This is a genomic window from Pseudomonas chlororaphis subsp. chlororaphis, assembly GCF_003945765.1.
GTDB lineage: Bacteria > Pseudomonadota > Gammaproteobacteria > Pseudomonadales > Pseudomonadaceae > Aquipseudomonas > Aquipseudomonas chlororaphis.
Genome location: NZ_CP027712.1, coordinates 2,357,606 through 2,380,212, shown reverse-complemented (window position 1 = coordinate 2,380,212; position 22,607 = coordinate 2,357,606). Strand labels below are relative to the sequence as shown.

The following is a 22,607-nucleotide window of genomic DNA, read 5'->3' as shown; positions in this document are numbered from 1 at the left end:
TTTTTTGTTGTGGGGGCGATGAAGGGGCCGCTCAGGGGTAAGCGACGTAGACGTCGCTGAGCAGGTCGGCCGGGCTCGGCTTGGGGTCGGACTTGGCCTTGCGCACCGCGTCCTCGATCAGCGCGTCCACTTGCTGGTCGATCTGCTCCAGCTGGCTGGCCTGGACCAGGCCCGAGCGCGTGGTGCACTCGCGAAACTGCATCAGGCAGTCGTTGTGCTCGCGGTAATGCTTGACCTCGTCGGGGGCGCGGTAGGTCTGCGCGTCGCCCTCGAAGTGGCCGTAGTAACGGGTCAGCTTGACCTCGATCAGCGAGGGGCCCTCGCCGGCCCGGGCCCGCTCCACGGCGGCGCCGGCGGCCTCGTGCACGGCGAAGAAATCGAAGCCGTCCACCGTCACCCCGGGCATGCCGAAGCCGGCGGCGCGGTCGGCGATGTGATCGCAGGCCACCGACCAGTTGGACGCGGTGGCCTCGGCGTAGCCGTTGTTCTCGGCGACGAACAGGCACGGCAGGTTCCACACTGAGGCCATGTTCATGGCCTCGAACACCGCGCCTTCGTTGGAGCCGCCGTCGCCGAAGAACACCACCGACACGCCGTCGGTGCCCTGCAGCCGCGCCGCCAGGGCCGCGCCCACCACCAGCGGCGCGCCGGCACCGACGATGCCGTTGGCGCCGAGCATGCCCTTTTCGAAATCGGCGATGTGCATGGAGCCGCCCTTGCCCTGGCAGACCCCGGTCTTCTTGCCGTAGATCTCGGCCATCATCCCGTACACGTCCACGCCCTTGGCGATGCAATGGCCGTGGCCACGGTGGTTGGAGGCGATGCAGTCATCGTCCCGCAGGTGGGCCATGACCCCGGCGGCCGAGGCCTCTTCGCCGGCGTAGAGGTGGACGAAACCGGGGATCTCGCCGGTGGCGAACTCCACGTGCAGGCGTTCTTCGAATGCGCGGATGGTGCGCATCACCCGGTAGGCATGCAGCAACTGCTCAGTGGTCAAAGGTGTCGACATTTTTATTCTCCAGGGTGTCTTCGGACTGAAAGTTCACGGGGTGTTGCCGGTGCTGGCGGTCGATGGCCAGCAGGCGCTGGCGCGCCGCGTGGTCCAGCACCGCGTTGACGTCGATGCTCAGCGGGCCGCCGCCATCGAGGGTGACCGTGGGCCGGTCGTGGGCGTTGAATTCGATCTCGCGCTCGCCATCCAGGGCCAGGGTGCCGGCGCTCAGGCACAGCGGCTGGGGCATGTCGGGTTGCAGGTAGCCGCCGTCGAGCACGCCGCAGCCCTGCAACAGGCCCGGGGCCAGGGGCACCAGCAGCGCCTCGGGGGATTGGGGGTCGAGGCGCATCCAGGCGCCGTGGGGCTCCTGGCGGGTGACCGGCAGCCACAGCCCGCAGAGCGCGGAAATGCCGATGGACTGGGGCTCGGCGAAGGTCACGAAGACCTCGGCCAGGTCGCTGGCGCGGCTGATGGCCCGGGCGCCGACAAAGGCCAGGGGCGACACCGCCACGTCCACCAGGGCCACTTCACAAAGACCCCGGGAAGGCTCGCGCACCAACAGGCGCTTGTTGCGCCGCAGAGCGATTGCGCCGGGCACCCGGCCGCTGGCGTAGAGGCCGCCGGCCAGCCCGGCACTGGTGGCTTCGCGCAGTTCCGGGAAGGCGTTGTTGGTACCGGTGGACAGAGTCAGCAAGGGGATATCGCCGACCTCGGCGGCCACCGCCTTGTGGGTGCCGTCGCCACCGAGCACAGCGATCAGCGCCACCTCGCGCTCGGCCATCCAGCGCGCCGCCCGGCGGGTGTCCTCGACGCTCTGGCGCAGGGTCAGGTCAAGGAATTCCAGGGCCGGCCAGTGATGGTCGCGGGCCTGGCGGCTGCGGCTGTTCTTCTGCACCGCGGCGGCGATCCCGGTCATGTCGGTGGGCATCAATACCTGCTCGATGCCGGTGGCGCCGAAGGCCGCCAGCAGGCGCTGGATCACCGAGACCTTGTCGGTGCTGGAAAACAGCCCGGCGTTGGCGGTGAGGCGGCGCACATCGCGCCCCGAGGCCGGGTTGGCGATGATGCCCACGCTCAGGGGACGGCGACTCATAAGCCCACCGCGGGCGGATCACAGGCAGGACAAGACATAGGGCACCTCGTTGTTATTCTTGGATGAGCCAGTCGGGGCTGGTTATCCAGGGATAGAGCAAGGCCGGTGCCAATTGCCCTGGAAAACTCGGACAAGGCCGATCCAGAGCGGTTGCCTTGACGCTGGCGAGGCCTTGGCCAGCCCCACCGATGAGACGTTGCATGTCAGGTTGCACGGGGCTTCGGCGAGACCTTGAGACGTTGCGTCTCACCGTCGCTGCCGGGGCAGCCGGCGCTTGTCGAAGCGGGCGGATCGGCGCTTAATTGCGCCCACAACGATAAGAAGCTGCAACCGGAGGCCTTCATGCTTTCCGCACACTCAAGAGCCCACGTGGACTGCGTCAGCCGGGTCCTGAAAAACGCCGCGCACCTGCCCCAGGCGCCGGTCCCGAGCCTGATCCTCGACTCCTGGCGCCGCTCCCTGGAGCAGCACCACCTGGACCCCGGTTCGCTGCAGGGACCACGCATCCTGTCCCAGGATGTGCTCAAGGAATGCCGCGAGCGCTCCGAGCTGTTCCTGCGCATTGCCAGCGAAGAAGTGGCCCGCCTCCATGGCCGGGTGCGCGACGCCGACTATTGCGTGCTGCTCACCGACGCCCAGGGCCGGACCATCGACTACCGGGTGGAATCGACCATTCGCAACGACTGCCGCAAGGCCGGCCTGTACCTGGGCACCTGTTGGTCGGAGGGCGAGGAAGGCACCTGCGGCGTGGCGGCGGTGCTCACCGCCCGCGCGCCGATCACGGTGCACAAGCGCGACCACTTTCGCGCGGCCTTTATCGGCCTGACCTGCTCCGCCGCGCCGGTGTTCGACCCCCAGGGCGAACTGCTGGGGGTGCTGGATGTTTCGGCGGTGCGCTCTCCGGACGAGCGCCGTTCCCAGCACCTGATCCGGCAGATGGTGGTGCAGAGCGCCCGGGAGATCGAACAGGCGTTCTTCATGAGCAGCGCCCAGGGTTATTGGGTGCTGCGGGCCCACGCCAGCCCGGGTTATGTCGACAGCCAGCCCGATTATTTATTGGCCTGGGACGACGACGGCTGCCTGCGCGCGCTGAACCCGGCGGCCCGCGCCTACCTGCTGCAACGCTATGGCCAGCTGCCCCGGCACATCGCCCAGGTGTTCGATCCGCAATTGCTGCATCGCGCCCAGGATGAAGCGCTGTGCCCGCTGTCCGCGGAACTGCATGGACGGCTGCGGGCGCCACGCCGGCCCCTGAGCCGCCCGCGCCTGAGCCTGGCCGGCGAGCCACTGGACCCGCGGGTGGAACAGAGCCTGCGCCTGGCGGTGCGGGTCAAGGACCGGCATCTGCCGGTGCTGATCCAGGGCGAGACGGGCTCCGGCAAGGAAGTCTTCGCCCGCCAGCTGCATCAGGCCAGCCAGCGCCGCGAGCGGCCGTTCGTGGCGGTGAACTGCGCGGCGATCCCGGAAAGCCTGATCGAGAGCGAGCTGTTCGGCTATGTCGCCGGAGCCTTTACCGGGGCCTCCGGCAAGGGCATGCAGGGCCTGTTGCAACAAGCCGATGGCGGCACCCTGTTCCTCGACGAGATCGGCGACATGCCCCTGGCCTTGCAGACCCGTTTGCTGCGGGTGTTGGCCGAGGGCGAAGTGGCGCCGCTGGGGGCGTCGCAGCGCCGGGCGGTGGATATCCAGGTGATCTGCGCCACTCACCGCGACCTGGAAAGCCTGGTGGCCGAGGGGCGCTTTCGCGAGGACCTGTATTTCCGCCTGGGCGGCGCGCGCTTTCAGTTGCCGCCGCTGCGCGAACGCAGCGACCGGCTGGCGCTGATCACGCGGATTGTCGAGGAGGAGTCCAAGCGCTGCGGGGCGCCGGTGCAACTGGGCAACGCGGCCCTGGAATGCCTGCTGGGTTATCGCTGGCCGGGCAATGTGCGGCAATTGCGGCATGTACTGCGCTATGCCTGCGCGGTGTGCGAGGGACCGTTGATCCAACTGCATGACCTGCCGGAACAGGTGCGCGGGGTCGAGCCCGCGGGCGACCTGCCCGCCCCGGAAACCGGCGGCAGCCCCGAGCGCCAGGCGTTGCTGGATGCCTTGGTGCGCCATCGCTGGAAGCCGGTGGCGGCCGCCAGGGCCCTGGGTATTTCCCGCGCGACCCTGTACCGCCGGGTGCAGCAGCACGGCATCCAGATGCCCGGACGCAGCCCGGCCTGAGCGGGGTCGGCGATGCAGAGTCCGTAGCCATTGCCGCAGACTGCGCAGGAGACGTAAAACCCGCATCCATGGTTAACCTGATGCACCGCGCTGCCTGGCTTGGCGTCCGCTGCGCGGCCGTGCGCAGCCTACGGCAGCGGCTACACAGTCGGGCGCGCGGCAGTGGCTATGGGGTCGGGGGTTGGTAGCGCGCGCGATAGCGCCCGGGACTTTCGCCGGTCCATTTCTTGAACGCGCGGTGGAAGGCGCTGGGCTCCTGGAAGCCGGTGCGCTCGGCGATTTCGCCGATGCTCGCACGGCTCTGGCGCAGCAGTTCGACGGCCATGCCGCGGCGCACTTCGTCCTTGATCTCCTGATATGACACGCCCTCGCGCTCCAGGCGCCGACGCAGGGTGCTGGGGCTGACCTGCACCTCGCCGGCGAAGGCTTCCAGGGTTGGCCACTGGCTGTAGTGACTGCGGCGCAGGCGTTGATAGACCTGGGTCGCCAGGCCGTGCTGGTTGCGAAAACGGATCACCAGCCACTGCGGCGCGCTGCGCAAAAAGACCTTGAGCGAGGCCAGGTCCTGGACCACCGGCAGGCGCAGGAAGCGGCTGGCGAATTCAATTTCGGTGCGCTCGGCGCCGAAGGTCAGGTTCGGCCCCCAGAGCAAGGCATCGTCGCTCAGGGACAGGCGCGGATAACGAAAGTCGGCGCGGTCGATGGGAATGCGCCGCCCGCCGAGCCAGCACAGCAGGCTGATCATCAGCACCAGGAAGGTCTCTTCGCCAAAACGCCCGGCGGCGTCATCGCAAGGCTGGCTGTCGAGGCTCAGCACCGCGCGCTTGCCGCGCACGCTGAGGCTGCCGCGAAAATCGCGCAGGAACAGGCCGAAGTTGGCCAGGCATTGGCGCAGGGCTTTTTCCAGGGTCGGCTCCTGGATCAGCCCGCGGCAGATCAGGGCGAACGCCCCCGGCGGCAGGCCATGGGAATCGAGCTGGAAAAACTCGTCGCGCAGCTCGCGGATCTGGATCAGCCACAGGGCCGCGAACGCGCTGGCCGGCACCCGCGCCTCGGGCTGGCCGAGCAAGGCCGGATCGATGCCCGCCTCGGCCAGCACCGCGGCCAGGCGCTCGGGCCGCTCACGCAAGGCGTGGACCATCACCTGCACGAAGTAGACCGCGACCGAATCCTTTTCCCGCATGGAATGACTGCTCTCTGTGGCTGTGGACATGGCAAAAAACGCCAGGACGGCTGAGCGCTTTTGGCATAGGCCGGGGTCGGCGCGGGCACTAGACTCGCGCCTCGAAGGTTGCATTGCAAGACGCGCTCGCGCTGCGCTGCGACACGTCCGGACGAAGAAAGAGAAGCCAAGATGAATCTGCAGAATATCGGTGTGATCGGCGCCGGCACCATGGGTAACGGTATCGCTCAGGTCTGTGCCCAGGCCGGGTTCGAAGTGACCTTGCTGGACATCAGCGACAGCGCCCTGCAAAAGGCCGTGGCCACCGTGAGCAAGAACCTCGACCGGCTGATCGCCAAGGGCAGCCTGGACGAAGCGCAGAAACAGGCGGCGCTGGGGCGCATCCGCACCAGCACCGACTACGCCAGCCTGGTCGACGCACAACTGGTGATCGAAGCGGCCACGGAAAACCTCGAGCTGAAACGGCGGGTGCTGCAACAGATCGCCGCCCAGGTTGCCAGCACCTGTGTCATCGCCTCCAACACCTCGTCGCTGTCGATCACCCAGCTCGCCGCCAGCGTCAGCGCGCCCGAGCGCTTTATCGGCCTGCACTTCTTCAACCCGGTGCCGGTGATGGCGCTGATCGAAGTGATCCGCGGCCTGCAGACCAGCGACGCGACCCACGCCCTGGCCCTGGACATGGCCACCCGCCTGGGCAAGGTCGCGATCACCGCCGGCAACCGCCCGGGCTTCGTGGTCAACCGGATCCTGGTGCCGATGATCAACGAGGCGATCCTGGTATTGCAGGAAGGCCTGGCCAGCGCCGAGGACATCGACGCCGGCATGCGTCTGGGCTGCAACCAGCCGATCGGCCCGCTGGCCCTGGCCGACCTGATCGGCCTGGACACCCTGCTGGCGATCCTTGAGGCCCTCTACGATGGCTTCAACGACAGCAAATACCGGCCCGCGCCGCTGCTCAAGGAAATGGTCGCCGCCGGTTACCTGGGGCGCAAGACCGAACGTGGCTTCCACCGCTATGGCTGAGCGTTGCTCGCGTTTCGCCGAAAGCCGCGACAAGGCCCTGGAGCTGTTCGCCAGCAAGGGCTTCGGCCAGGTCGGCATGCGCGAGCTGGCGAGCCATCTGGGGCTGACCCCGGGCTCGCTGTATCACCATTACCCGAGCAAACAGCACCTGCTGCTGGACTTGATCGAAGAGTTCTACGACGAACTGCTCGATACCCTGGGGCGCATCGAACGGCGGCGCAAGGCGCCGGACGATCGCCTGCGCACCCTGATCCGCGCCCACCTGAAACTGCACCGGGAACTGCCCCGGCACTTCCGCCTGGTGGAGCGCGACAGCGGCTGCCTGAACCAGGACCAGCAGCAACGGGTGCGCCAGCTGCGCGAGCAATATGAACGCCGCCTGCTGATGCTCCTCGGCCCGCTGCCGCGGCTCGGCGACGCGGCGCTGCTGGCCACCGGGCATGCCATCGCCAGCCTGCTCAACAGCGCGCCCGGCTGGCTGGACGAACAGCCACTGACCGAGCACGAGCGCGAAACCCTGCTGGAACACCTGCTCAGCGGTGCCCTGGAACGGCTGTTGAACAGCGCGCCGCAGAGCGCCGTGGCCTGAACCGCGGCGCAACGGCAATTGCCGACCACCCCGCCAAATCACCGCACCTGCGACCATCGACTGCCGACCGCATTCCCACAGACAACAACCGCCCCTGTAGCCGCTGCGCATTCCCTCTGGCAAAAAATGACCTCCTGTAGCCGCTGCCGCAGGCTGCGTGAAGGCCCGCAGGGACTTCCGCGTCCGTGCGGTCGCCGCGAGCCTGCGGCTCGATCGCAGCCTTCGGCAGCGGCTACAGGTAAGGTGGATGGCGGGGCATGTTAAGTGGCGGCGCCGGCTTGTATTCATTCCTTGTAAGCGGTGGGTCGCTGATTGCCAAACGCGCTATAGGGCCGCGCCAGTTCCTTGTCCTGCCTGGATATATTTTTTCCCGATAACGGCTATTCAAAGTTATTTGTTCACCCTTGCGTTTGCCCCGTGCCCGGCCTGCTTAACTGCAAAAGCTGCCGGATAGCGCAGTCTCTACAACTCCCACGGAAGGCAACGCCATGAGTTCATCCTCGCTGCACCCCGTCACGCCTTATGGTGTGGCGATTCAAGAAGCAATCGCCCTCGGCAACCTGCCGCAGATGAAGTCCCTGCTCAAACAACGCGATTCATCCCAGAAAGAATCCAAAGAACTGAGCAGCGCTTACGAGCAGTTGGCACAGGAAGTCGCCCGTCTGGAACGGCGCTAAGGCCGTTCCATTTTCTAATGCACTGGAGGCAATCATGTCCGGTTCCACTTCGTCCAATCTTGGCTTGTTTCCCCTCAGCTACCGGATCGGCACTTCGATCCCCGGCGCGCCGAGCCTCACCCTCGACCTTCTGGTCTACACCCCCGAGCAGACCGTGCGCGGCACCTCGCTGGTGACCCAGGCCACCAACCCGCCGCTGGAGCTGCAGTCCGATGTGTGGGGGCAATACACCTACCTGACCGTCATGCCACCCAGCACCAGCAAGATCCTGGTCACCGCCCAGGGTAATCAGGGCGGGCCGGGCTCGAACTCGATCATCACTTTCAAGATTCAACTGGTGGTGGATCACGACTGGAAGAACGGCATCGCCAACTACCAGTACTACAACGGCCAGCGCTGGGTATCGGTGGAGAACGTTCCCGCCCACCTCGTCGAGTCGGTGCCCTCCTACGCCTTCTCAGCCTTGCCGATACCGCTGGAGCCCGGCCCGGTCCTGCTGCCCTATCCACCGATCACCCCGCTGTATGCCGCGCCGATCCATGGCGCCATCGCCAGCGGCGACCTGGCCCAGATGAAGAGCCTGGCCAGCCTGGCCCAGCAGCAACTGGAGCAATTGCCCCAGCTGCGCAGCGCGCTGGACGCGGCCAAGGACGAGATCGGCAGGCTCGAGCGGCGCTGACCATGGCGCGCCAACCCATCCGGCTTCCCTGAACAAGAACAAGGAGTTGCACCATGCAAACTGGACTGTTCCATACCCGCATCCAAGCCACCACGGGGCTGTTGGGTGCCCCGGTTCTGACCCTCGACCTGTTGGTCAACACCGTGCAGAAAAAAGTCAGCGGCGTGGCCCGAGTGTTCAAGAGCACCTACCCGCCGGTGAACTTCTTCGCCGACGTGTGGGGCGACTATTCCCAGTTACAGCTGCACCCGTCGACCGAAGGCCACATCATCCTGAGCCTGACCGGCAACCCCAGCGGCCCGACCAGCCAGATCGCCGCGACCTTCCAGCTGCACGGGATTCTCGGGCTCGACTGGGCCAGCGGTTTCGCCAGCTACAAATACTGCTACCAGGGCAGCTGGCAGGACGTGCAGCACGCCACGGTCAGCCAGGCGTCGATCCCGCACCCCGAGCCCGTGCCTCATCACCCCGTGCCGCTGTATGCGGTAGCGGTGCAGCAGGCGCAAAGCAGCGGTGACCTGGCGCAGCTCAAGGCGGTCGTCCGCCAGGGCGAGCAGCAACTGGCCAGCGGCGATGCGCTGCGCAGCGCCTTGCAGCAGCTGAACGCCGAGATCGCCCGCCTCGAAGCTCGCTGAAAGGTGGCGTCCGGGCCTGGCCTTCCTCAGGGCCAGGCCCGGGTCCCCACTGGCAAACCCTTTGTCCGCCCGGGCCGGCATCGCCAGGGACGGCGCGGACATCCGCCAGGTTCGTGCCGCGCGCCTGTGTGCGCGCAAAGGACTGTCCATGTCAGCCAATCGCCCCGCCCGCTACCTCAGCGAAACCGACCTCAAGCGTTACGTACCGGTGCATGTGGTCTGGGAAATCACCCTCGCATGCGACCTCAAATGCCTGCATTGCGGCTCGCGCGCCGGCCACCGACGCCCCAATGAATTGAACACCCAGGAATGCCTCGACGTGATCGACGCCCTCGCCGCCCTCGGCACGCGGGAAGTCACCCTGATCGGCGGCGAAGCCTATTTGCGCAAGGACTGGACCCGCCTGATCCAGGCCATCCACGACCACGGCATCTACTGCGCGATCCAGACCGGCGGGCGCAACCTGACCCCGGCGAAAATGCAGGCCGCGGTGGAGGCCGGGCTCAACGGCGTGGGGGTTTCGCTGGACGGCCTGGCGCCCTTGCACGACGCCGTGCGCAATGTCCCAGGCTCCTTCGACAAGGCCGTGGACACCCTGCGCCGGGCCAAGCAGGCCGGGCTCGCGGTCAGCGTCAACACGCAGATCGGCGCGGCCACCCTGCCCGACTTGCCGGAGCTGATGAACCAGATCATCGAACTGGGCGCCACCCATTGGCAGATCCAGCTGACGGTGGCCATGGGCAACGCGGTGGACCACCCGGAACTGCTGCTGCAACCCTATCAACTGCTGGAAGTGATGCCGCTGCTCGCGCGTCTCTACCGCGAAGGCCAGGAACGCGGCCTGCTGATGAACGTGGGCAACAACATCGGTTACTACGGCCCTTACGAGCATATGTGGCGCGGCTTCGGCGACGAACGCGTGCACTGGAGCGGCTGCGCCGCCGGGCAAACGGTGCTGGCCCTGGAAGCCGACGGCACGGTCAAGGGCTGCCCTTCGCTGGCGACGGTGGGGTTTTCCGGCGGCAATGTGCGCGACATGAACCTGCACGACATCTGGCACTACAGCGAGGGCATGCATTTTGGCCGCCTGCGTTCGGTCGACGACCTCTGGGGTTATTGCCGCACCTGCTACTACAACGACGTGTGCCGCGGCGGCTGCACCTGGACCTCGCACTCGCTGCTGGGCAAGCCCGGCAACAATCCGTACTGCCACTACCGCGCCCTGGACCTGCAGAAGAAGGGCCTGCGCGAACGCATCGTCAAACTCGAGGACGCCGCCCAGGCGTCATTTGCGGTCGGTCGCTTCGACCTGATCACCGAACGCATCGACACCGGCGAGACGGTCAGCAGCGTCAGCGACAGCGGCCAGGTGATCAAGCTGGCGTGGATCAACCAGGGGCAGAAATCCCCCGAGGAAGGACGCCTGCCCACCCAGCTGGCGCTGTGCCGCGGCTGCTGGCAGTACATCCATGCCCACGAAACCACCTGCCCGCACTGCTCGGCCGATGTGGCCGGCGCCGAGGCCGACTACCTGGCCGACCGCGCCCGGCAACAGGCGATCATGGACCGCCTGACTGGCCTGCTGGGTATGCCCCAGACCCGGCTGGTGTAGCCACCAGCCTAGGCCCGCCGCCAACCGGGCGGCGGGCCTGACAGGGGTGCCCCAAGGGTGATAACCCGCCACGGGGCCATGAGAAATCCGTCTAAAAACAAGCCCACTGCCACACAGGTTTAGGCTTTGCTAGGGGAGGCCTCACCCCATCAGCTTTTGCCAGCGGGCCGGCTCACCCGGCGCGCCCGCGGCCCCTGCCATCCGGGAGTCCCAGCATGAAAATCAATCCCTACCTGATCTTCAACGGCGATTGCGCCGCCGCCTTCAAGTTCTACGCCCAGTGCCTGCAAGGCACCCTCGAAGTGATGATGACCTTCGGCGAAAGCCCCGCCCGCGACCATGTTCCCGCCGAGTGTCACGACCGGGTCATCCACACCCGCCTGCTGGTGGGCGACCAGGCCATCATGGGTTCGGACAGCACGCCCGACCGGCCATATTCGGGTATCCACGGCTGCTCGATATCGCTGAATGTCGACAGCATCGCCGAGGCCGAGCGGGTGTTCGCCGCGCTGGCGGACCAGGGCACTGTGCAGATGCCGCTGGAGGCCACCTTCTGGGCGGCGCGCTTCGGCATGCTGGTCGACCGCTTCGGCGCCTCGTGGATGGTCAACTGCGAAAAGGACCAGTGACAAGCGCCTGTCGTTAAGCCAGGGGGGCCGCGGCGATTCGCGGCCTCTCAGGCCTCGCCCTCGGCCTCCATCGCCCGCAGGCCCCCCAGCCGCTGACGTATGCCTTCGCTGGCCATCGGCCCGGCCTGGACCGTGCACGCCTCCAGCGGCACCGGGCGGCCATCGGCCAGGTCGGCCATCATCGGCCGCACCGGCCTGCCGGTGGCGCGCTCGACGATCTGCACGCTTTCCCCTTCCGGCGCGTAATGACGATTGCCCCAGGCGACGAACGCCATCAGCACCACACGAAAATCCTCGCCCCGGGCCGTCGGTACATATTGGTAGCGCAGCGGCCGCTGACTGTAGGCCTGACGCTCCAGCAAGCCGTCCTCGACCAGCGAATTCAAACGCCGGGTGAGCATGTTGGGAGCGATCTGCAGACTGCGGGAAAACTCCTCGAAACGCCGCAGGCCATGCAGGGCATCGCGCATGATCAGGATGCTCCACCACTCGCCCACCCGTTCCAGACTACGGGCAATCGGGCATTCGTCGTGAAGGAGGGTCTTGCGTTGCATGGCGGTTCCTCGGATTTCGCAGTTGCGTATTTGTGGTTCGGGCATGTTACTTTCATGATGATAGTGACGTCCATAGAGCGACACACCCCACACGAGATGAAGGAGCTGAAGGTCATGAACAAACGCATTGTCGTCACCGGCATGGGCGCATTGACCCCGCTGGGCTGCGGCGTCGAACAGGTCTGGCAACGCCTGCTGGCCGGGCAATCGGGTATCCGCCGGCTACCGGAAGAACTGATCGGCGACCTGCCGATCAGCATCGGCGGCCAGGTTCCCGACCGCATCCAGGACCCTCAGGCCGGCTTCGATCCGGACGCGCTGCTGGCGCCCAAGGAACAGCGCAAGATGGACCGCTTCATCCTGTTCGCCCTCGCCGCCGCCCAGGAGGCGCTGGCCCAGGCCGGCTGGGCGCCGCAGACGGCAGAGGCGCAGGAACGTACCGCCACCATCATCGCGTCGGGCGTGGGCGGTTTCCCGGCCATCGCCGACGCCGTGCGCACCACCGACAGCAAGGGGCCGCGCCGTCTTTCACCGTTCACCATTCCGTCCTTCCTCAGCAATATGGCCGCCGGTCATGTGTCGATCCAGCATGGCCTGAAGGGGCCGCTGGGCACGCCGGTGACGGCCTGCGCCGCGGGCGTCCAGGCCATCGGCGACGCCGCGCGGATGATTCGCGCCGGGGAGATCGACGTCGCGGTCTGCGGTGGCACGGAAGCCACGATTCACCGGGTCAGCCTGGCCGGTTTCGCGGCCGCGCGCGCCCTGTCGAGCGATTTCAACGACACGCCGGAACGCGCATCGCGGCCCTTCGACCAGGCGCGCGACGGCTTCGTGATGGGCGAAGGCGCCGGGCTGCTGGTGATCGAGGAGCTGGAACACGCCCTGGTCCGGGGCGCCACGCCGATCGCCGAACTGGTGGGCTACGGCACCAGCGCCGACGCCTATCACATGACCGCCGGGCCGGAGGACGGCGACGGTGCCCGCCGCGCCATGCAGCAGGCGTTGCGTCAGGCCGGCGTCGAGCCGTCCCAGGTCCGGCACCTGAACGCCCACGCGACCTCGACCCCGGTGGGCGACAAAGGCGAACTGGCGGCGATCAAGAGCGTGTTTGGCAACCACAGCGACCTGGCCATCGCCTCGACCAAGTCGGCCACCGGCCACCTGCTGGGCGCCGCCGGCGGGATCGAAGCGATCTTCACCATCCTGGCGCTGCGCGACCAGATCGCCCCCGCCACCCTCAACCTGGAAAACCCGGATGCCGGCGCCAAAGGCCTCAACCTGATTCGTGGCCAGGCCCAGCCGCTGGCGATGGAATACGCCATGTCCAACGGCTTCGGCTTTGGCGGGGTGAATGCCAGCGTGCTGTTCCGGCGCTGGGGGTAAGGCGGGGATTGTTCGCCGGGCACAGGGCGGTTTCAGTGCGGCTTCGCTGAAACCTCGATGTGCCCGGCCAGCCTTGTGCAACGGGGTATTTTCAGTAGGTTGTCGACACGTCCGGCACCTTCGCCAGGTTGGCGTGCATGCGCATCAGCATGGCTTTGAGCTGCTCCACTTCCGCCTCGCTGAAACCCTGGATGGCCACCTCCTCCCAATACATCGCCCGTGGTACCAGCGACTCCACCAGGGCCAACCCCGCGGGCGTCAGGCTGATGCAGACCTGACGGCCATTGGCGTCCTGCCGCTCGCGCAGGATCAGCCCCAGCTTCTGCATGTTGGTCACTTGCCGCGACAAGGTGGAGATCTCCGCCGAAACCCGTCCGCCCAGCTCGCCAAGGCTGAGCCCGCCCTGTTCCCGAAGCACCGCAAGCACTCGGTACATGACCAGCGTCAGGCCATGCTCGCCAAGCTCCTGGGAAAAACACTCGCCCATGCGCACCCCGACACGAGTGACCAGGTAAGGGACGGCGGTGGAAAAACAGTAACTGTTCAAAGGTTCAGACCTCGGTATCCATTGCTGAGACGGCTCTGCGCGGGGGCATGTTACGTCGTTGAGCTGATCCGGTGAAATGCGCCTGTCCCTTTCATTCGACACTGGCCGAATGGAGATGGTGGAAAACATGCACTTACAACTATTGCAAATGCAACACTTGTAAATACAAATATCTGTTGAAATACTCCTTCCGCGATCGCCCTCGACCCAAGGCCGCCATCGCGTTCCGAGCCAAGGAGGCGACACCCGGTTGACTCAACCGACGGCAACCCGGAGTCCTTCCACCTTTCACAACGGCAGATTGTCCCTATGAATGCTTCCTCTTCCTACAGTCTGGCAGCACGGCTTTTCCACTGGAGCATGGCGCTGATCATCATCGGCGCCTGGCTGATCGGTTTTTACTCCGCCAACCTGCGTGGCGATGTGCCCAGGGGCGGCCCGGCGGTCTTCGTGCACAAGGCGATTGCCAGCACCGTGCTGTTCCTGCTGCTTGCCCGGCTCTGCTATCGCTTGACCCACCGCTACCCGGCCATGCCCAGCAGCGTCTCCAGGGCGATGTCCGGTATCGCCCATATCGCCCACGCCCTGCTCTACCTGATCGCCATGTTGGCCGTGCCGCTTTCGGGCTGGTACTGGAGTTCGGTCGCCGGTCACCCGATACCGCTGCTGGGTCTGTTCAACCTGCCGCCCATAGCGCCGGTGGATCAGTCCCGCTACGACCTGGCCATGTGGATACATCGCCTGCTGTCCTGGGGCGCCGGCGCCTTGATCCTGGTCCACGTGCTGGCGGCGTTCAAGCATCACTTCTTCGACAAGGACGACATTCTTGCGCGCATGTTGCTCAGGGTTCGCCGCCGCGGCTGACGCCCGGGCTGGAAGGTAGAGAGGATGGGCGGCTGCAAGCCACCCTCGAGCTAACCAAACTGTAATGACGCCGGATTTATAGCGGCTGGATCGGGCTTTTACTAGGACGATCGTGCCAATGTCCCCCTTGCCTGGCCCACACCCTCCAAATGAATGAGTAGCTTGGGCGCAGATTCCGGAGCGCGCAGTCACCAGGCTCCGAAATCCGAGCGAAGAAGAACAAGAAGACTTCAGCTCTTGTTTTTGTTCATGACTTTTTAGTTTGTGAGGGAAAACGAACCATGGCGATATTCGACTACAAGGGCCAAGACGGCCGCGTGCTGATTTCAGATGCCTGGAACCTGGCCACCTACACCAGCGGCGTAGCGACGGTAGGCGCGCTCTATCACTTGCCCGGGGCGGTCCTGGGCGAAGGCAACACCTTTGTCCTGCCCAAGGGCTGGCGCGAGATCAGCGCCAGCGACCTGGGCATCGACGGCAGCCACCTCGACCTGACAGGCAGCTTCAAGGGCGAAAACGTATCCGGCTCCCAGGCCAAGGTATTCGGCCAATACGACGAGAGCGGCAAGCTGGTGAAAATGGGCTTTTCGATTGCCGGCACCAACTCGCCGATGGACTTGCTGGGATACCCGGCAATGATCGACAACTCCTATATCCACGGCTACGACTACCTGCTCGACTCGATCAAGAACTACGCCACCAGCCATAACCTGACGGGCAAGGATGTGCTGGTCACCGGCTACAGCCAGGGCGGCTCCGTGACCAACAGCATGTACCTGGGCAGGGAAAACCTGGCCGATGGCTTTTTCAAGGATTCGGACTACTTCGGCATGGCGTCGCCAAAGGCCAGCAACAGCGACGGTATCTTCAACTTCGGCTTCGAAAACGACATCGTGCACCGGCTCATCGGCGAACAGACCGACCTGAGCGGCGCCATTCTCGCGGCCCTCAAAGGCAGTGACGCCAGCTACACCTCGACCACCGACAACATCGTGCTGTTCGACACGGTCTACGCTTTGCCCACCTGGCCCAACGGCCCCTTCTCCGTGATCAATCCCAACGGTTGGGTGGCGCACCTGGAAGGCGTTTTCATCAACCCCATCCAGCGCATCGGCCAGTCGACGTTCTACGACTACATCGAGCGTGACAGCACCATCGTCATCAGCAACCTCGACCCGGTCAGCCGCAGCTTTACCTGGGTCAGCGACAAATACTCCCCCACCTCCAACCACTTCGGCACACCGGCCTTTCTCCTCGGCACGGACAGCGCGGACAAGCTGCAGGACGGCAGGAACGACGACTTCCTCGACGGCTTCGCCGGCAACGACAGCTTCAGGGTCAGCACCGGCACCGACGTCGTCGCCGGCGGTGTGGGCGACGACAAAGTCTTCCTGCAGGGTACGGTCACCAGTTACGAAGCCGTGCGCCTGAGCGATGGCAGCCTGTTTCTCAACGACACCAACGGGCGTTACGGCCTCAAGGAGCTGCACGACGTCGAGCATGTCGAGTTCGAAGGCCTCCTGGGCCAGGCCTTGACTCCGGCCTTTACCGTGACCGGCAGCAAGCTCGATTTCGAAGGCCTGTTCGGGTCGGACAAGAGCTACGCCAAGGCCACCGAAGGCACACAGTTGGCAGACCTGCTGAAAGGTACCGCCTCCCGCGACCTAATCTTCGGCCAGGGCGGCGACGACCTTATCGAAGGTGGCGCGGGCCATGATCTGCTGCACGGCGGAAGCGGCAACGACACCCTGCTCGGCGGCAATGGCAACGACGCACTCTACGGCGGCGCGCACAACGACATCCTGGTGGGTGGCCTGGGCAACGACACCCTCAGCGGCGGAGTGGGCAGCGATCTGTTTGTCTTCGACGTGGGCGGCTTCGGCCATGATGTGATCAGCGACTTCAACGTTCACCAGAACGGCTTCGATCAGTTGGTGTTTTCCAAGTCCTTGTTCGCCTCCACGGCCGCCGTCCTCAGCGCCACCAGCCAGCAAGGCAGCGACAGCCTGATCGTGGCGGGAGACAGCAGCATTACCCTGGTCGGCTTCAACCCCGCGCAACTCAGTGCGGACATGATCAGCCTGGTCTGATGCTCGATGGGCACACTCTCCGTTCAGATGAGGGTGCTGCCCGATCAGCCTTGGCCATTACAGAAACGAAAAGGGCCCACCTTACGGTGGGCCCTTCTTTATTCTCTCAATCCTTCACGCCCCCACCTGACCGGTCTCCCATGCGGGTAATCCATCGGCTATCAGCGTCTCAACCTCGCCTGGGGGAAAGACCGGAATGAAAAAGCCCGGCTCTGGGCCGGGCTTTGACAGGAAAGCGTCCTGGATCGTTGACGACTCACTCTTCTGGCACTCGGAGAAAACCTCAGTCGTGCAAAAGGCTCGAACCATACTCGTTATAGCTATTGCCCAGCGCGGAAGCGCCACCGCCGGTATTCAACTTCGTGTAATTGCCGCCGAGCCTGCAGGCATCCGAGAAACAGGAGCGTGTCGTCGTTCCGGAGCACGCACTCAACACAAGCGTTGCGGCAATCAACACAACTTTTAAGCCATTCACCTTCATGCTTAGCATCCCCTGGTCAGAGCTGAGTACCGACGAACCGTAGGCAAATCCATCCTACGCCCTCCTATTGGGGGAACGCATTTAAATGCAGGTATCAACATTGAAATGTTTGAGGGGCGTTTAGCTGACGCCGGGAAAGCAGACTGCAAAACCAGCAACACAAAATCCCAGACATGAAAAAGCCCAACCTGTGAAGATTGGGCTAAGTCATTGAAAAATATGGTCGGGACGGAGTGATTCGAACACTCGACCCCTAGCACCCCATGCTTGAAAATGCACATAAAGTGCTGATTTTATTGGGTCTTTACCGGCGCTCGCTGCAAACGATGCCGTACCGGCCCCAACCGAATTTCACAAATCCCCGAAAAAGTCCCCACCCTCTTTCGGCGTTCTGTCGACCACATACAATCCCCCTATCCGCGGCGCCGAGACCATCAATCGGTCGCTGACGAATGGCCCGCCCGTTGGTTTACGTTGAATGAAGTGGATCATTACTTCAGAGGCGAGCATGTGCGGACGTATCGCGCAGTACCACGGCACTCACGACTTTGTTGCCGTACTCAGCATGCCAGGCGCGTTGGTCACACCGTCGGCAATCAACCGCTGGGGCGGTATAACGTGACGCCAACGACAATGGCCGCCCTGCTTCATCTGGTGGGAGAAACGCTCCACGATGATCAAGTGCGATAGGAATGGCGCCACATCAAGGGGAGCCAGTCAGAGCCTTTGTATAGCTTAAGGCCGACATGGCCGTGGGCAACGTTAAGAATCACAACCCGGATCCGATGGCCAGGACGGGGGATATCACAGATGGAGACTACAAGGGGAGCGACTAAGCCAATTAGCCTACCCTTCACCAACACGCTTCCTACGCAACAAATATCGCATCTAGCGCGGTGACCGAATCTTCGTGCTTACCTATAACTCTGCAAAGGTCAAGCATAAAAACGCGTGCCAGGTGATCCACATTATGTAGAATGGCCGCCTTATAAATAATGCTCACGCGCAGCCGTTCGCAGCCCCTTGAATTATCCTGTGCCAAGTCAAATCAATAAGTACAGAAACATTGTTTAGCATCAAGCTGATCTGCTCCGACCAACCGCTCAAAGCTCCAGACAAGAGAAACATCGATGAGTGACTCGCCTCAAATCAATTCCCAGATACCCCAGCCGAGACATCAAAGATACCGACCCGACATAGATGGATTACGAGCTATTGCTGTATTATCAGTTGTTGCCTTCCATGCTTTTCCTGACTGGATGAAAGGTGGCTTTATTGGTGTTGATATATTCTTTGTTATCTCTGGCTTTCTGATATCGACGATTATCTTTGAAGGCCTTGATAAGGAAACATTCAGCTTTTCCGATTTCTACGCACGCCGGATAAAACGAATCTTTCCAGCACTTCTTTTAGTGTTATCGGCATGTTTAGCGATTGGCTGGGCTGCGTTATTTGCTGATGAATACAAGCAACTAGGAAAACATATTTTTTCCGGAGCATCCTTCGCATCCAACTTCACATTATGGGGGGAAGCCGGGTATTTTGATAACTCCGCCGAGAGCAAACCGCTTCTGCACTTGTGGAGTCTGGGCATTGAAGAACAATTCTATATTGTTTGGCCGTTGCTGCTTTGGTTGGCATGGAAGCGAAAGTTCAGCCCCGCATTGATAATCTCTACGCTTGCAGTCATTTCTCTCTACCTCAACCTTCGAGGAGTAAGCAAAGATGCCGTGGCCACATTTTATTCCCCACAGACACGCTTCTGGGAGTTACTAAGTGGCAGCCTTTTAGCATGGGCGACTCTCTATAAGGGTGATTTTTTCAATACCATCAAGGTTAAGACAGGGCGCATTCTGGAGGTAGCGATACCAGGAATTCAAGTAAATAGTGGAGAACGGCAACTATCCAATCTGCTATCACTTGTTGGCCTGTCATTGCTCGTGTACGGCTTCTGGCGTATTGATTCTGGGATAGGTTTTCCAGGTAAATGGGCAATAATCCCAGTGCTGGCTACAGTACTGATTATCTGTGCGGGACCGCAGACCATAATTAACAGACTTGTTTTGTCAAACCCAGTTTTGGTTTGGCTGGGACTGATCAGTTTCCCCCTCTACCTGTGGCATTGGCCATTATTATCGTTTCTATGGATCATCGAAGCCGGCAACCCAAGCTATAAGGCGCTGCTGATAGTTCTGGTGCTATCTGTTTTGCTTTCGTGGTTGACCTATCGGCTAGTCGAGCGCCCAGTTCGTCTCGGACGGTGGCGCAAACATGTACCTTCAACGCTGGTATTTTTGATGTTGGTTGTGGGCGCTCTGGGGGGCTTAACCTATAAGAAGGATGGTTTTGGCGACAGAGTGGCTGCTAACGGTGTGAAGTTTTCCGAGTACTCTGACCTCTTGGCCATTAACCTTGGACTGGGTGATAGCTGTGTATATGACAAGGACTTCAAGACTGATAAGTGTAAATTTGGCGATAGTCCCACAGTTTTGCTATGGGGAGACTCTTATGCGATGCATCTGGTGCAGGCACTAGAATCCAGCAAGGATGTTTATTCCTTTCGTCAGCACACGGCATCTTCTTGCCGTCCTATCTTGGATATGAATTATTATGACAACGGACCGGACGGGGATAACTTTGTAAAAAACTGCTTGCGACAAAATGAGCTGGTGTATAAATGGTTATCGGAAAACAGACAAATCACACACGTCATCCTGTCGTCACCGTACAACCTTAAGAGTGATATTTTTGTTGAGGGAAAGGTTGTCAAAGGCGGGTATGACACCCAAGCCCGCTACATGGAGTTGACAATAGATAAGTTACGAGCACTGGGCGTCAAACCCATTGTTGTTGCACCGACGCCTTGGTCTGGTTATGACATGGGACGATGCTGGGCAAGACGATCACTCGTCAGAGCAGAGGCGAGCTGCGACTTCTTGTATAAGAACTCAAATGAAATGACCTTTGATATAAGTCAATTCATGCAAAAAGTGGAAACGTTTGCTCCAGTTTTCCATCTGCAAGATCTCACTTGTGTTGATGGTGTGTGCTCCACTCATATAAATGGTTTTCCGCTTCATCGTGATAAAGGCCATTTATCCATGTCGGGCTCCGCCGAGCTCGGTAAAAAGTTCAACCTGACCAAAATGCTGATCGATAGGGCTGACTCATACTGGGACAACCAGTAACGTCGAGCAGCGCCCCCCATTTGGGCGAAGTAGTTTGGTGCGGTACGCCGCACCATTCCTCCTACAGGCACGCCCCAACCGCCGCGACCAGCTCCCGCTCATAGCCAATCCGCTGCCGCCGTTCCGCCAGTAGCGCCCGCACCTTCAGTTCCAGATCGTCGGACTTCTTCAGATCGGCAGCTGCCCAGGGTGGCACCGCCACCTCCTGAGTCTTGCACAGGACCGGCACCGGCACCTCGACCCGAACAGTGCGCACTTCAGGCTCCCGGCCGGCGCACCCCGCCAGTACCACTACAACCCACAACAGCAGCAACTTCATAACCCCAGCTCCTGATCGATAACGACCGTGGCGGCCGCACACTGGTCGCCACCGGTTCGCTCCTGCAGCAGACGGTTTGCCGCGGCATACTCGCCCTGGGCCAGCTCTCGGGCGTCGGCCTGGGCCTGGGCGGCGCGCTGCTCACGCTCTCTACCGGCCAGCACCAGCTCGCCGAGCTTCCTGCCCTGCTCGCCCGCTAGCGCTTCCAGATTGGCCCGGCCGGCCTTGGCCGTTGCCAGGTCGTCCTGGGCGGCGTCGAGCTGTGGTCGGTAGTGGCCCGCGGCAAGCCAGGCACCAAGACCGGCGCCGGCGGCGATCAGCAGGCCGGCCAGCACCAGCATGCCGAGCAGCTTCTGCACCGGCGTCATGTCAGCGCCCGCCGCACGCCTTCGGCCAGCACGGCGTCCGGATAGGCATACCCGGCATTCTCGTGATGGATGATCGCCTTGACGAACCCGGCCATGACCGTGGCCTGGGCCAGGTCAATCTCCGCCCCAGGCCGAGTGCCGGTGTTTGCCTCTACGGCCCGCACGTAGGCAGCTGTGTCGTTCTCTACCGCCGGCGCCCAGCGACTGATAATCGCCTTCACCGTCTTGAGCCCGTGCTTACGCTGGTAGGTCAGCAGAAGCTTGCCCAGGGCGCGGATGCCATTCTCTGGCGTATCGAACCGAGCGAATCGCTTCTCAAGCGCTGGGTTTGGTGGGAGCTGGCCCTGCCACTTGTTGGCCGGGTTGTAGTCGATGTTCCCGGGATTGCGATTGCGCACCCCGCGGGTTTCGGTGTTCGGCATACTTTTCTCCAGGCAAAAAAATACCCGCTCAATGGCGGGTGCGGGCTTGCGGACGAATCACTCTGGCCGCGGCGGCCAGACTGGCGGATCAAGGCTTAGATCGACCCGGTTTACAGCAACTCGGTACTGCCTCCAGGCTGTTAATGCCGCGACATCCTCATCTGTCGAAAGGCCAAGCTCTACCGAATCCTTGAGCGGTGCGATGCGTAGGCGTGCGACATCAAGGAGCTCATCACGCTTGAGTGCATTCTCGGCACAGATCTGCCCGGGAGTCCTTGCGGGAGCTTCTTGCGGCTCGGCAACCACGACCACGCCGTCCTTGACGATAAAGCCATTACCACGCTGGCCCGCGACAAGGCCTGCATACTCCTCGTCATCCAGTTCGATCGCGTCATCAGGCTTGAAACTATCGTCGTAGAAACCGCCAGCACTGGGCGAATAGAACATGGTCATTTCCCGCAGCTCCGGAAGTTGAGATAAGGAACCCAGCCGGTGACCGGCGTGCAGATGGCAACGGTGAAAGCGGTTAGGCTCTCCGTTGTGCTGTTTGTGCGCTTGTCGGTGGTCAGGAAAAAGGGGGTCATCGCAGACTGGGCGTAGGACGGCGCGCCATTGAGGCTCGCGACGATGTTGTGATGGGCTGACAGGTAGTTGATCGGCAACGTGACTATGTAGAAGTGCGTGTACCAGGTCTGGCCGCCGATCGTCTGCGGGTTAAAAGCTCCCACGGCAGAGAGCGCAACAAGCCCCCATTGAGTGATGCCACCATCCGGCATTCGACGCCAACCTGTGGTTGCCAGCAGACTGTTGTCCGAGAACTTCTTAACGAACCCCTGCCCCGCCAAGCTGGACAGGGTGGCATCGAGCGGCTGAGCTGCTACGGGCGTGTTCCCCCCAAGCGCGGCGTACAGCTCATCAAAGTTGCCGTTGATTTTCATGTTGGCGCTTCGTGGCGTATCACCGCCTACGCCAGTTGGTGGCGTCCCGAGTTGAATTACCTGCTTAGCCATTTATTGCTCCCAAAAGAAAGCCCTCGCGCGGAGGGCTTGGTTGAATGCGTGCCTGA

At 62.8% G+C, this 22,607-nt stretch carries 23 protein-coding genes and 1 pseudogene; 13 read left to right on the top strand and 11 right to left on the bottom strand.

The annotated features are described in order from the left end of the window. Positions 1-31: 31 nt before the first annotated feature. Complete coding sequence (locus C4K27_RS11050; protein WP_053260442.1) at positions 32-1,009, bottom strand: thiamine pyrophosphate-dependent dehydrogenase E1 component subunit alpha; 978 nt, start codon at positions 1,007-1,009, stop codon at positions 32-34. Then, complete coding sequence (locus C4K27_RS11045; RefSeq protein WP_053260441.1) at positions 987-2,087, bottom strand: ATP-NAD kinase family protein; 1,101 nt, start codon at positions 2,085-2,087, stop codon at positions 987-989. The genes C4K27_RS11050 and C4K27_RS11045 overlap by 23 nt, the downstream gene beginning before the upstream one ends. A gap of 342 nt (positions 2,088-2,429) precedes the next feature. On the opposite strand from C4K27_RS11045, the gene C4K27_RS11040 reads away from it, so the two are divergent. Next, entirely contained in the window at positions 2,430-4,298 is a 1,869-nt protein-coding gene (locus C4K27_RS11040) for a sigma-54-dependent Fis family transcriptional regulator (RefSeq protein ID WP_053260440.1), read from the top strand. A gap of 166 nt (positions 4,299-4,464) precedes the next feature. Here the strand turns inward: C4K27_RS11040 and C4K27_RS11035 are convergent, their stop codons facing one another. After that, the gene (locus C4K27_RS11035; protein ID WP_053260439.1) at positions 4,465-5,481 is read right to left on the bottom strand and encodes an AraC family transcriptional regulator; all 1,017 of its coding nucleotides are present in this window, start codon (positions 5,479-5,481) and stop codon (positions 4,465-4,467) included. Between the two features lie 171 nt (positions 5,482-5,652). Here C4K27_RS11035 and C4K27_RS11030 point away from each other — a divergent pair, with 171 nt between their 5' ends. From C4K27_RS11030 to C4K27_RS11000, 7 genes are all read left to right on the top strand, one after another. Then, on the top strand, positions 5,653-6,504 hold the full coding sequence (locus tag C4K27_RS11030; protein WP_053260438.1) for a 3-hydroxybutyryl-CoA dehydrogenase: 852 nt from the start codon (positions 5,653-5,655) through the stop codon (positions 6,502-6,504). Further along, on the top strand, positions 6,497-7,093 hold the full coding sequence (locus C4K27_RS11025) for a TetR/AcrR family transcriptional regulator (RefSeq protein WP_053260437.1): 597 nt from the start codon (positions 6,497-6,499) through the stop codon (positions 7,091-7,093). The genes C4K27_RS11030 and C4K27_RS11025 overlap by 8 nt, the downstream gene beginning before the upstream one ends. Positions 7,094-7,581: 488 nt before the next feature. Next, positions 7,582-7,770, top strand: a complete 189-nt coding sequence (locus C4K27_RS11020) for a DUF1843 domain-containing protein (protein ID WP_009043072.1) — start codon at positions 7,582-7,584, stop codon at positions 7,768-7,770. A gap of 34 nt (positions 7,771-7,804) precedes the next feature. Further along, entirely contained in the window at positions 7,805-8,449 is a 645-nt protein-coding gene (locus C4K27_RS11015; RefSeq protein ID WP_053260436.1) for a DUF1842 domain-containing protein, read from the top strand. A gap of 53 nt (positions 8,450-8,502) precedes the next feature. Then, positions 8,503-9,084, top strand: coding sequence for a DUF1842 domain-containing protein (locus C4K27_RS11010; RefSeq protein ID WP_053260435.1), 582 nt, complete (start codon positions 8,503-8,505; stop codon positions 9,082-9,084). A gap of 148 nt (positions 9,085-9,232) precedes the next feature. After that, positions 9,233-10,696 carry a GDL motif peptide-associated radical SAM/SPASM maturase gene (locus C4K27_RS11005; protein ID WP_009043069.1) on the top strand — a complete coding sequence of 488 codons (1,464 nt, stop codon included), beginning with the start codon at positions 9,233-9,235 and terminating at the stop codon, positions 10,694-10,696. Positions 10,697-10,911: 215 nt separating this feature from the next. Next, the gene (locus tag C4K27_RS11000) at positions 10,912-11,325 is read left to right on the top strand and encodes a VOC family protein (RefSeq protein ID WP_053260434.1); all 414 of its coding nucleotides are present in this window, start codon (positions 10,912-10,914) and stop codon (positions 11,323-11,325) included. Between the two features lie 47 nt (positions 11,326-11,372). Here C4K27_RS11000 and C4K27_RS10995 read toward each other — a convergent pair whose 3' ends face one another. Further along, positions 11,373-11,879, bottom strand: coding sequence for a winged helix-turn-helix transcriptional regulator (locus tag C4K27_RS10995; protein ID WP_053260433.1), 507 nt, complete (start codon positions 11,877-11,879; stop codon positions 11,373-11,375). Positions 11,880-11,993: 114 nt separating this feature from the next. Here C4K27_RS10995 and fabF point away from each other — a divergent pair, with 114 nt between their 5' ends. Next, positions 11,994-13,262, top strand: a complete 1,269-nt coding sequence (gene fabF / locus C4K27_RS10990) for a beta-ketoacyl-ACP synthase II (RefSeq protein WP_053260611.1) — start codon at positions 11,994-11,996, stop codon at positions 13,260-13,262. Between the two features lie 91 nt (positions 13,263-13,353). Here the strand turns inward: fabF and C4K27_RS10985 are convergent, their stop codons facing one another. Beyond that, on the bottom strand, positions 13,354-13,809 hold the full coding sequence (locus C4K27_RS10985; RefSeq protein WP_203031565.1) for a MarR family winged helix-turn-helix transcriptional regulator: 456 nt from the start codon (positions 13,807-13,809) through the stop codon (positions 13,354-13,356). Positions 13,810-14,118: 309 nt separating this feature from the next. On the opposite strand from C4K27_RS10985, the gene C4K27_RS10980 reads away from it, so the two are divergent. Together C4K27_RS10980 and C4K27_RS10975 are read left to right on the top strand one after the other, a co-directional pair. Next, positions 14,119-14,673 carry a cytochrome b gene (locus C4K27_RS10980; RefSeq protein ID WP_053260432.1) on the top strand — a complete coding sequence of 185 codons (555 nt, stop codon included), beginning with the start codon at positions 14,119-14,121 and terminating at the stop codon, positions 14,671-14,673. A 281-nt stretch (positions 14,674-14,954) separates the two neighbouring features. After that, positions 14,955-16,763: a calcium-binding protein gene (locus tag C4K27_RS10975; RefSeq protein ID WP_053260431.1), complete on the top strand. Its 1,809-nt coding sequence runs from the start codon at positions 14,955-14,957 to the stop codon at positions 16,761-16,763. Positions 16,764-17,046: 283 nt separating this feature from the next. Here the strand turns inward: C4K27_RS10975 and C4K27_RS10970 are convergent, their stop codons facing one another. Beyond that, positions 17,047-17,244 carry a hypothetical protein gene (locus C4K27_RS10970; RefSeq protein ID WP_081002249.1) on the bottom strand — a complete coding sequence of 66 codons (198 nt, stop codon included), beginning with the start codon at positions 17,242-17,244 and terminating at the stop codon, positions 17,047-17,049. 508 nt (positions 17,245-17,752) lie between these two features. Here C4K27_RS10970 and C4K27_RS31430 point away from each other — a divergent pair. Continuing rightward, positions 17,753-17,931: pseudogene (locus tag C4K27_RS31430) on the top strand (DUF159 family protein); the annotation flags it as partial. 443 nt (positions 17,932-18,374) lie between these two features. Continuing rightward, positions 18,375-20,432 (top strand): acyltransferase family protein, encoded by a 2,058-nt coding sequence (locus C4K27_RS10960; protein ID WP_081002248.1) that lies wholly within the window; start codon positions 18,375-18,377, stop codon positions 20,430-20,432. A 61-nt stretch (positions 20,433-20,493) separates the two neighbouring features. On the opposite strand, the gene C4K27_RS10955 is transcribed toward C4K27_RS10960, so the two are convergent. Genes C4K27_RS10955 through C4K27_RS31365 form a run of 5 tightly spaced genes read right to left on the bottom strand, consistent with a single transcriptional unit; the run spans position 20,494 to position 22,551 of the window. After that, entirely contained in the window at positions 20,494-20,751 is a 258-nt protein-coding gene (locus tag C4K27_RS10955) for a hypothetical protein (protein ID WP_053260428.1), read from the bottom strand. After that, entirely contained in the window at positions 20,748-21,119 is a 372-nt protein-coding gene (locus tag C4K27_RS10950) for a hypothetical protein (RefSeq protein ID WP_053260427.1), read from the bottom strand. The genes C4K27_RS10955 and C4K27_RS10950 overlap by 4 nt, the downstream gene beginning before the upstream one ends. Continuing rightward, positions 21,116-21,541, bottom strand: a complete 426-nt coding sequence (locus C4K27_RS10945; RefSeq protein ID WP_053260426.1) for a structural protein — start codon at positions 21,539-21,541, stop codon at positions 21,116-21,118. Before C4K27_RS10945 ends, C4K27_RS10950 begins: the two co-directional genes overlap by 4 nt. A gap of 57 nt (positions 21,542-21,598) precedes the next feature. Beyond that, the gene (locus C4K27_RS10940) at positions 21,599-21,994 is read right to left on the bottom strand and encodes a tail fiber assembly protein (RefSeq protein ID WP_053260425.1); all 396 of its coding nucleotides are present in this window, start codon (positions 21,992-21,994) and stop codon (positions 21,599-21,601) included. After that, on the bottom strand, positions 21,991-22,551 hold the full coding sequence (locus C4K27_RS31365) for a hypothetical protein (RefSeq protein ID WP_081002247.1): 561 nt from the start codon (positions 22,549-22,551) through the stop codon (positions 21,991-21,993). Before C4K27_RS31365 ends, C4K27_RS10940 begins: the two co-directional genes overlap by 4 nt. Positions 22,552-22,607: the final 56 nt, after the last annotated feature.

What these genes read in the sequence shown, in the direction of transcription:
- C4K27_RS11000 (WP_053260434.1), top strand. Translation starts at nt 10,912, where the DNA reads ATGAAAATCAATCCCTACCTGATCTTCAACGGCGATTGCGCCGCCGCC.
- C4K27_RS11030 (WP_053260438.1), top strand. Translation starts at nt 5,653, where the DNA reads ATGAATCTGCAGAATATCGGTGTGATCGGCGCCGGCACCATGGGTAAC.
- C4K27_RS31365 (WP_081002247.1), bottom strand. Translation starts at nt 22,551, where the DNA reads ATGGCTAAGCAGGTAATTCAACTCGGGACGCCACCAACTGGCGTAGGC.
- C4K27_RS11005 (WP_009043069.1), top strand. Translation starts at nt 9,233, where the DNA reads ATGTCAGCCAATCGCCCCGCCCGCTACCTCAGCGAAACCGACCTCAAG.
- C4K27_RS11010 (WP_053260435.1), top strand. Translation starts at nt 8,503, where the DNA reads ATGCAAACTGGACTGTTCCATACCCGCATCCAAGCCACCACGGGGCTG.
- fabF (WP_053260611.1), top strand. Translation starts at nt 11,994, where the DNA reads ATGAACAAACGCATTGTCGTCACCGGCATGGGCGCATTGACCCCGCTG.
- C4K27_RS10980 (WP_053260432.1), top strand. Translation starts at nt 14,119, where the DNA reads ATGAATGCTTCCTCTTCCTACAGTCTGGCAGCACGGCTTTTCCACTGG.
- C4K27_RS11045 (WP_053260441.1), bottom strand. Translation starts at nt 2,087, where the DNA reads ATGAGTCGCCGTCCCCTGAGCGTGGGCATCATCGCCAACCCGGCCTCG.
- C4K27_RS10945 (WP_053260426.1), bottom strand. Translation starts at nt 21,541, where the DNA reads ATGCCGAACACCGAAACCCGCGGGGTGCGCAATCGCAATCCCGGGAAC.
- C4K27_RS10995 (WP_053260433.1), bottom strand. Translation starts at nt 11,879, where the DNA reads ATGCAACGCAAGACCCTCCTTCACGACGAATGCCCGATTGCCCGTAGT.
- C4K27_RS11040 (WP_053260440.1), top strand. Translation starts at nt 2,430, where the DNA reads ATGCTTTCCGCACACTCAAGAGCCCACGTGGACTGCGTCAGCCGGGTC.
- C4K27_RS11015 (WP_053260436.1), top strand. Translation starts at nt 7,805, where the DNA reads ATGTCCGGTTCCACTTCGTCCAATCTTGGCTTGTTTCCCCTCAGCTAC.
- C4K27_RS11025 (WP_053260437.1), top strand. Translation starts at nt 6,497, where the DNA reads ATGGCTGAGCGTTGCTCGCGTTTCGCCGAAAGCCGCGACAAGGCCCTG.
- C4K27_RS10955 (WP_053260428.1), bottom strand. Translation starts at nt 20,751, where the DNA reads ATGAAGTTGCTGCTGTTGTGGGTTGTAGTGGTACTGGCGGGGTGCGCC.
- C4K27_RS11035 (WP_053260439.1), bottom strand. Translation starts at nt 5,481, where the DNA reads ATGCGGGAAAAGGATTCGGTCGCGGTCTACTTCGTGCAGGTGATGGTC.
- C4K27_RS11020 (WP_009043072.1), top strand. Translation starts at nt 7,582, where the DNA reads ATGAGTTCATCCTCGCTGCACCCCGTCACGCCTTATGGTGTGGCGATT.
- C4K27_RS10970 (WP_081002249.1), bottom strand. Translation starts at nt 17,244, where the DNA reads ATGAAGGTGAATGGCTTAAAAGTTGTGTTGATTGCCGCAACGCTTGTG.
- C4K27_RS10960 (WP_081002248.1), top strand. Translation starts at nt 18,375, where the DNA reads ATGAGTGACTCGCCTCAAATCAATTCCCAGATACCCCAGCCGAGACAT.
- C4K27_RS10950 (WP_053260427.1), bottom strand. Translation starts at nt 21,119, where the DNA reads ATGACGCCGGTGCAGAAGCTGCTCGGCATGCTGGTGCTGGCCGGCCTG.
- C4K27_RS11050 (WP_053260442.1), bottom strand. Translation starts at nt 1,009, where the DNA reads ATGTCGACACCTTTGACCACTGAGCAGTTGCTGCATGCCTACCGGGTG.
- C4K27_RS10975 (WP_053260431.1), top strand. Translation starts at nt 14,955, where the DNA reads ATGGCGATATTCGACTACAAGGGCCAAGACGGCCGCGTGCTGATTTCA.
- C4K27_RS10940 (WP_053260425.1), bottom strand. Translation starts at nt 21,994, where the DNA reads ATGACCATGTTCTATTCGCCCAGTGCTGGCGGTTTCTACGACGATAGT.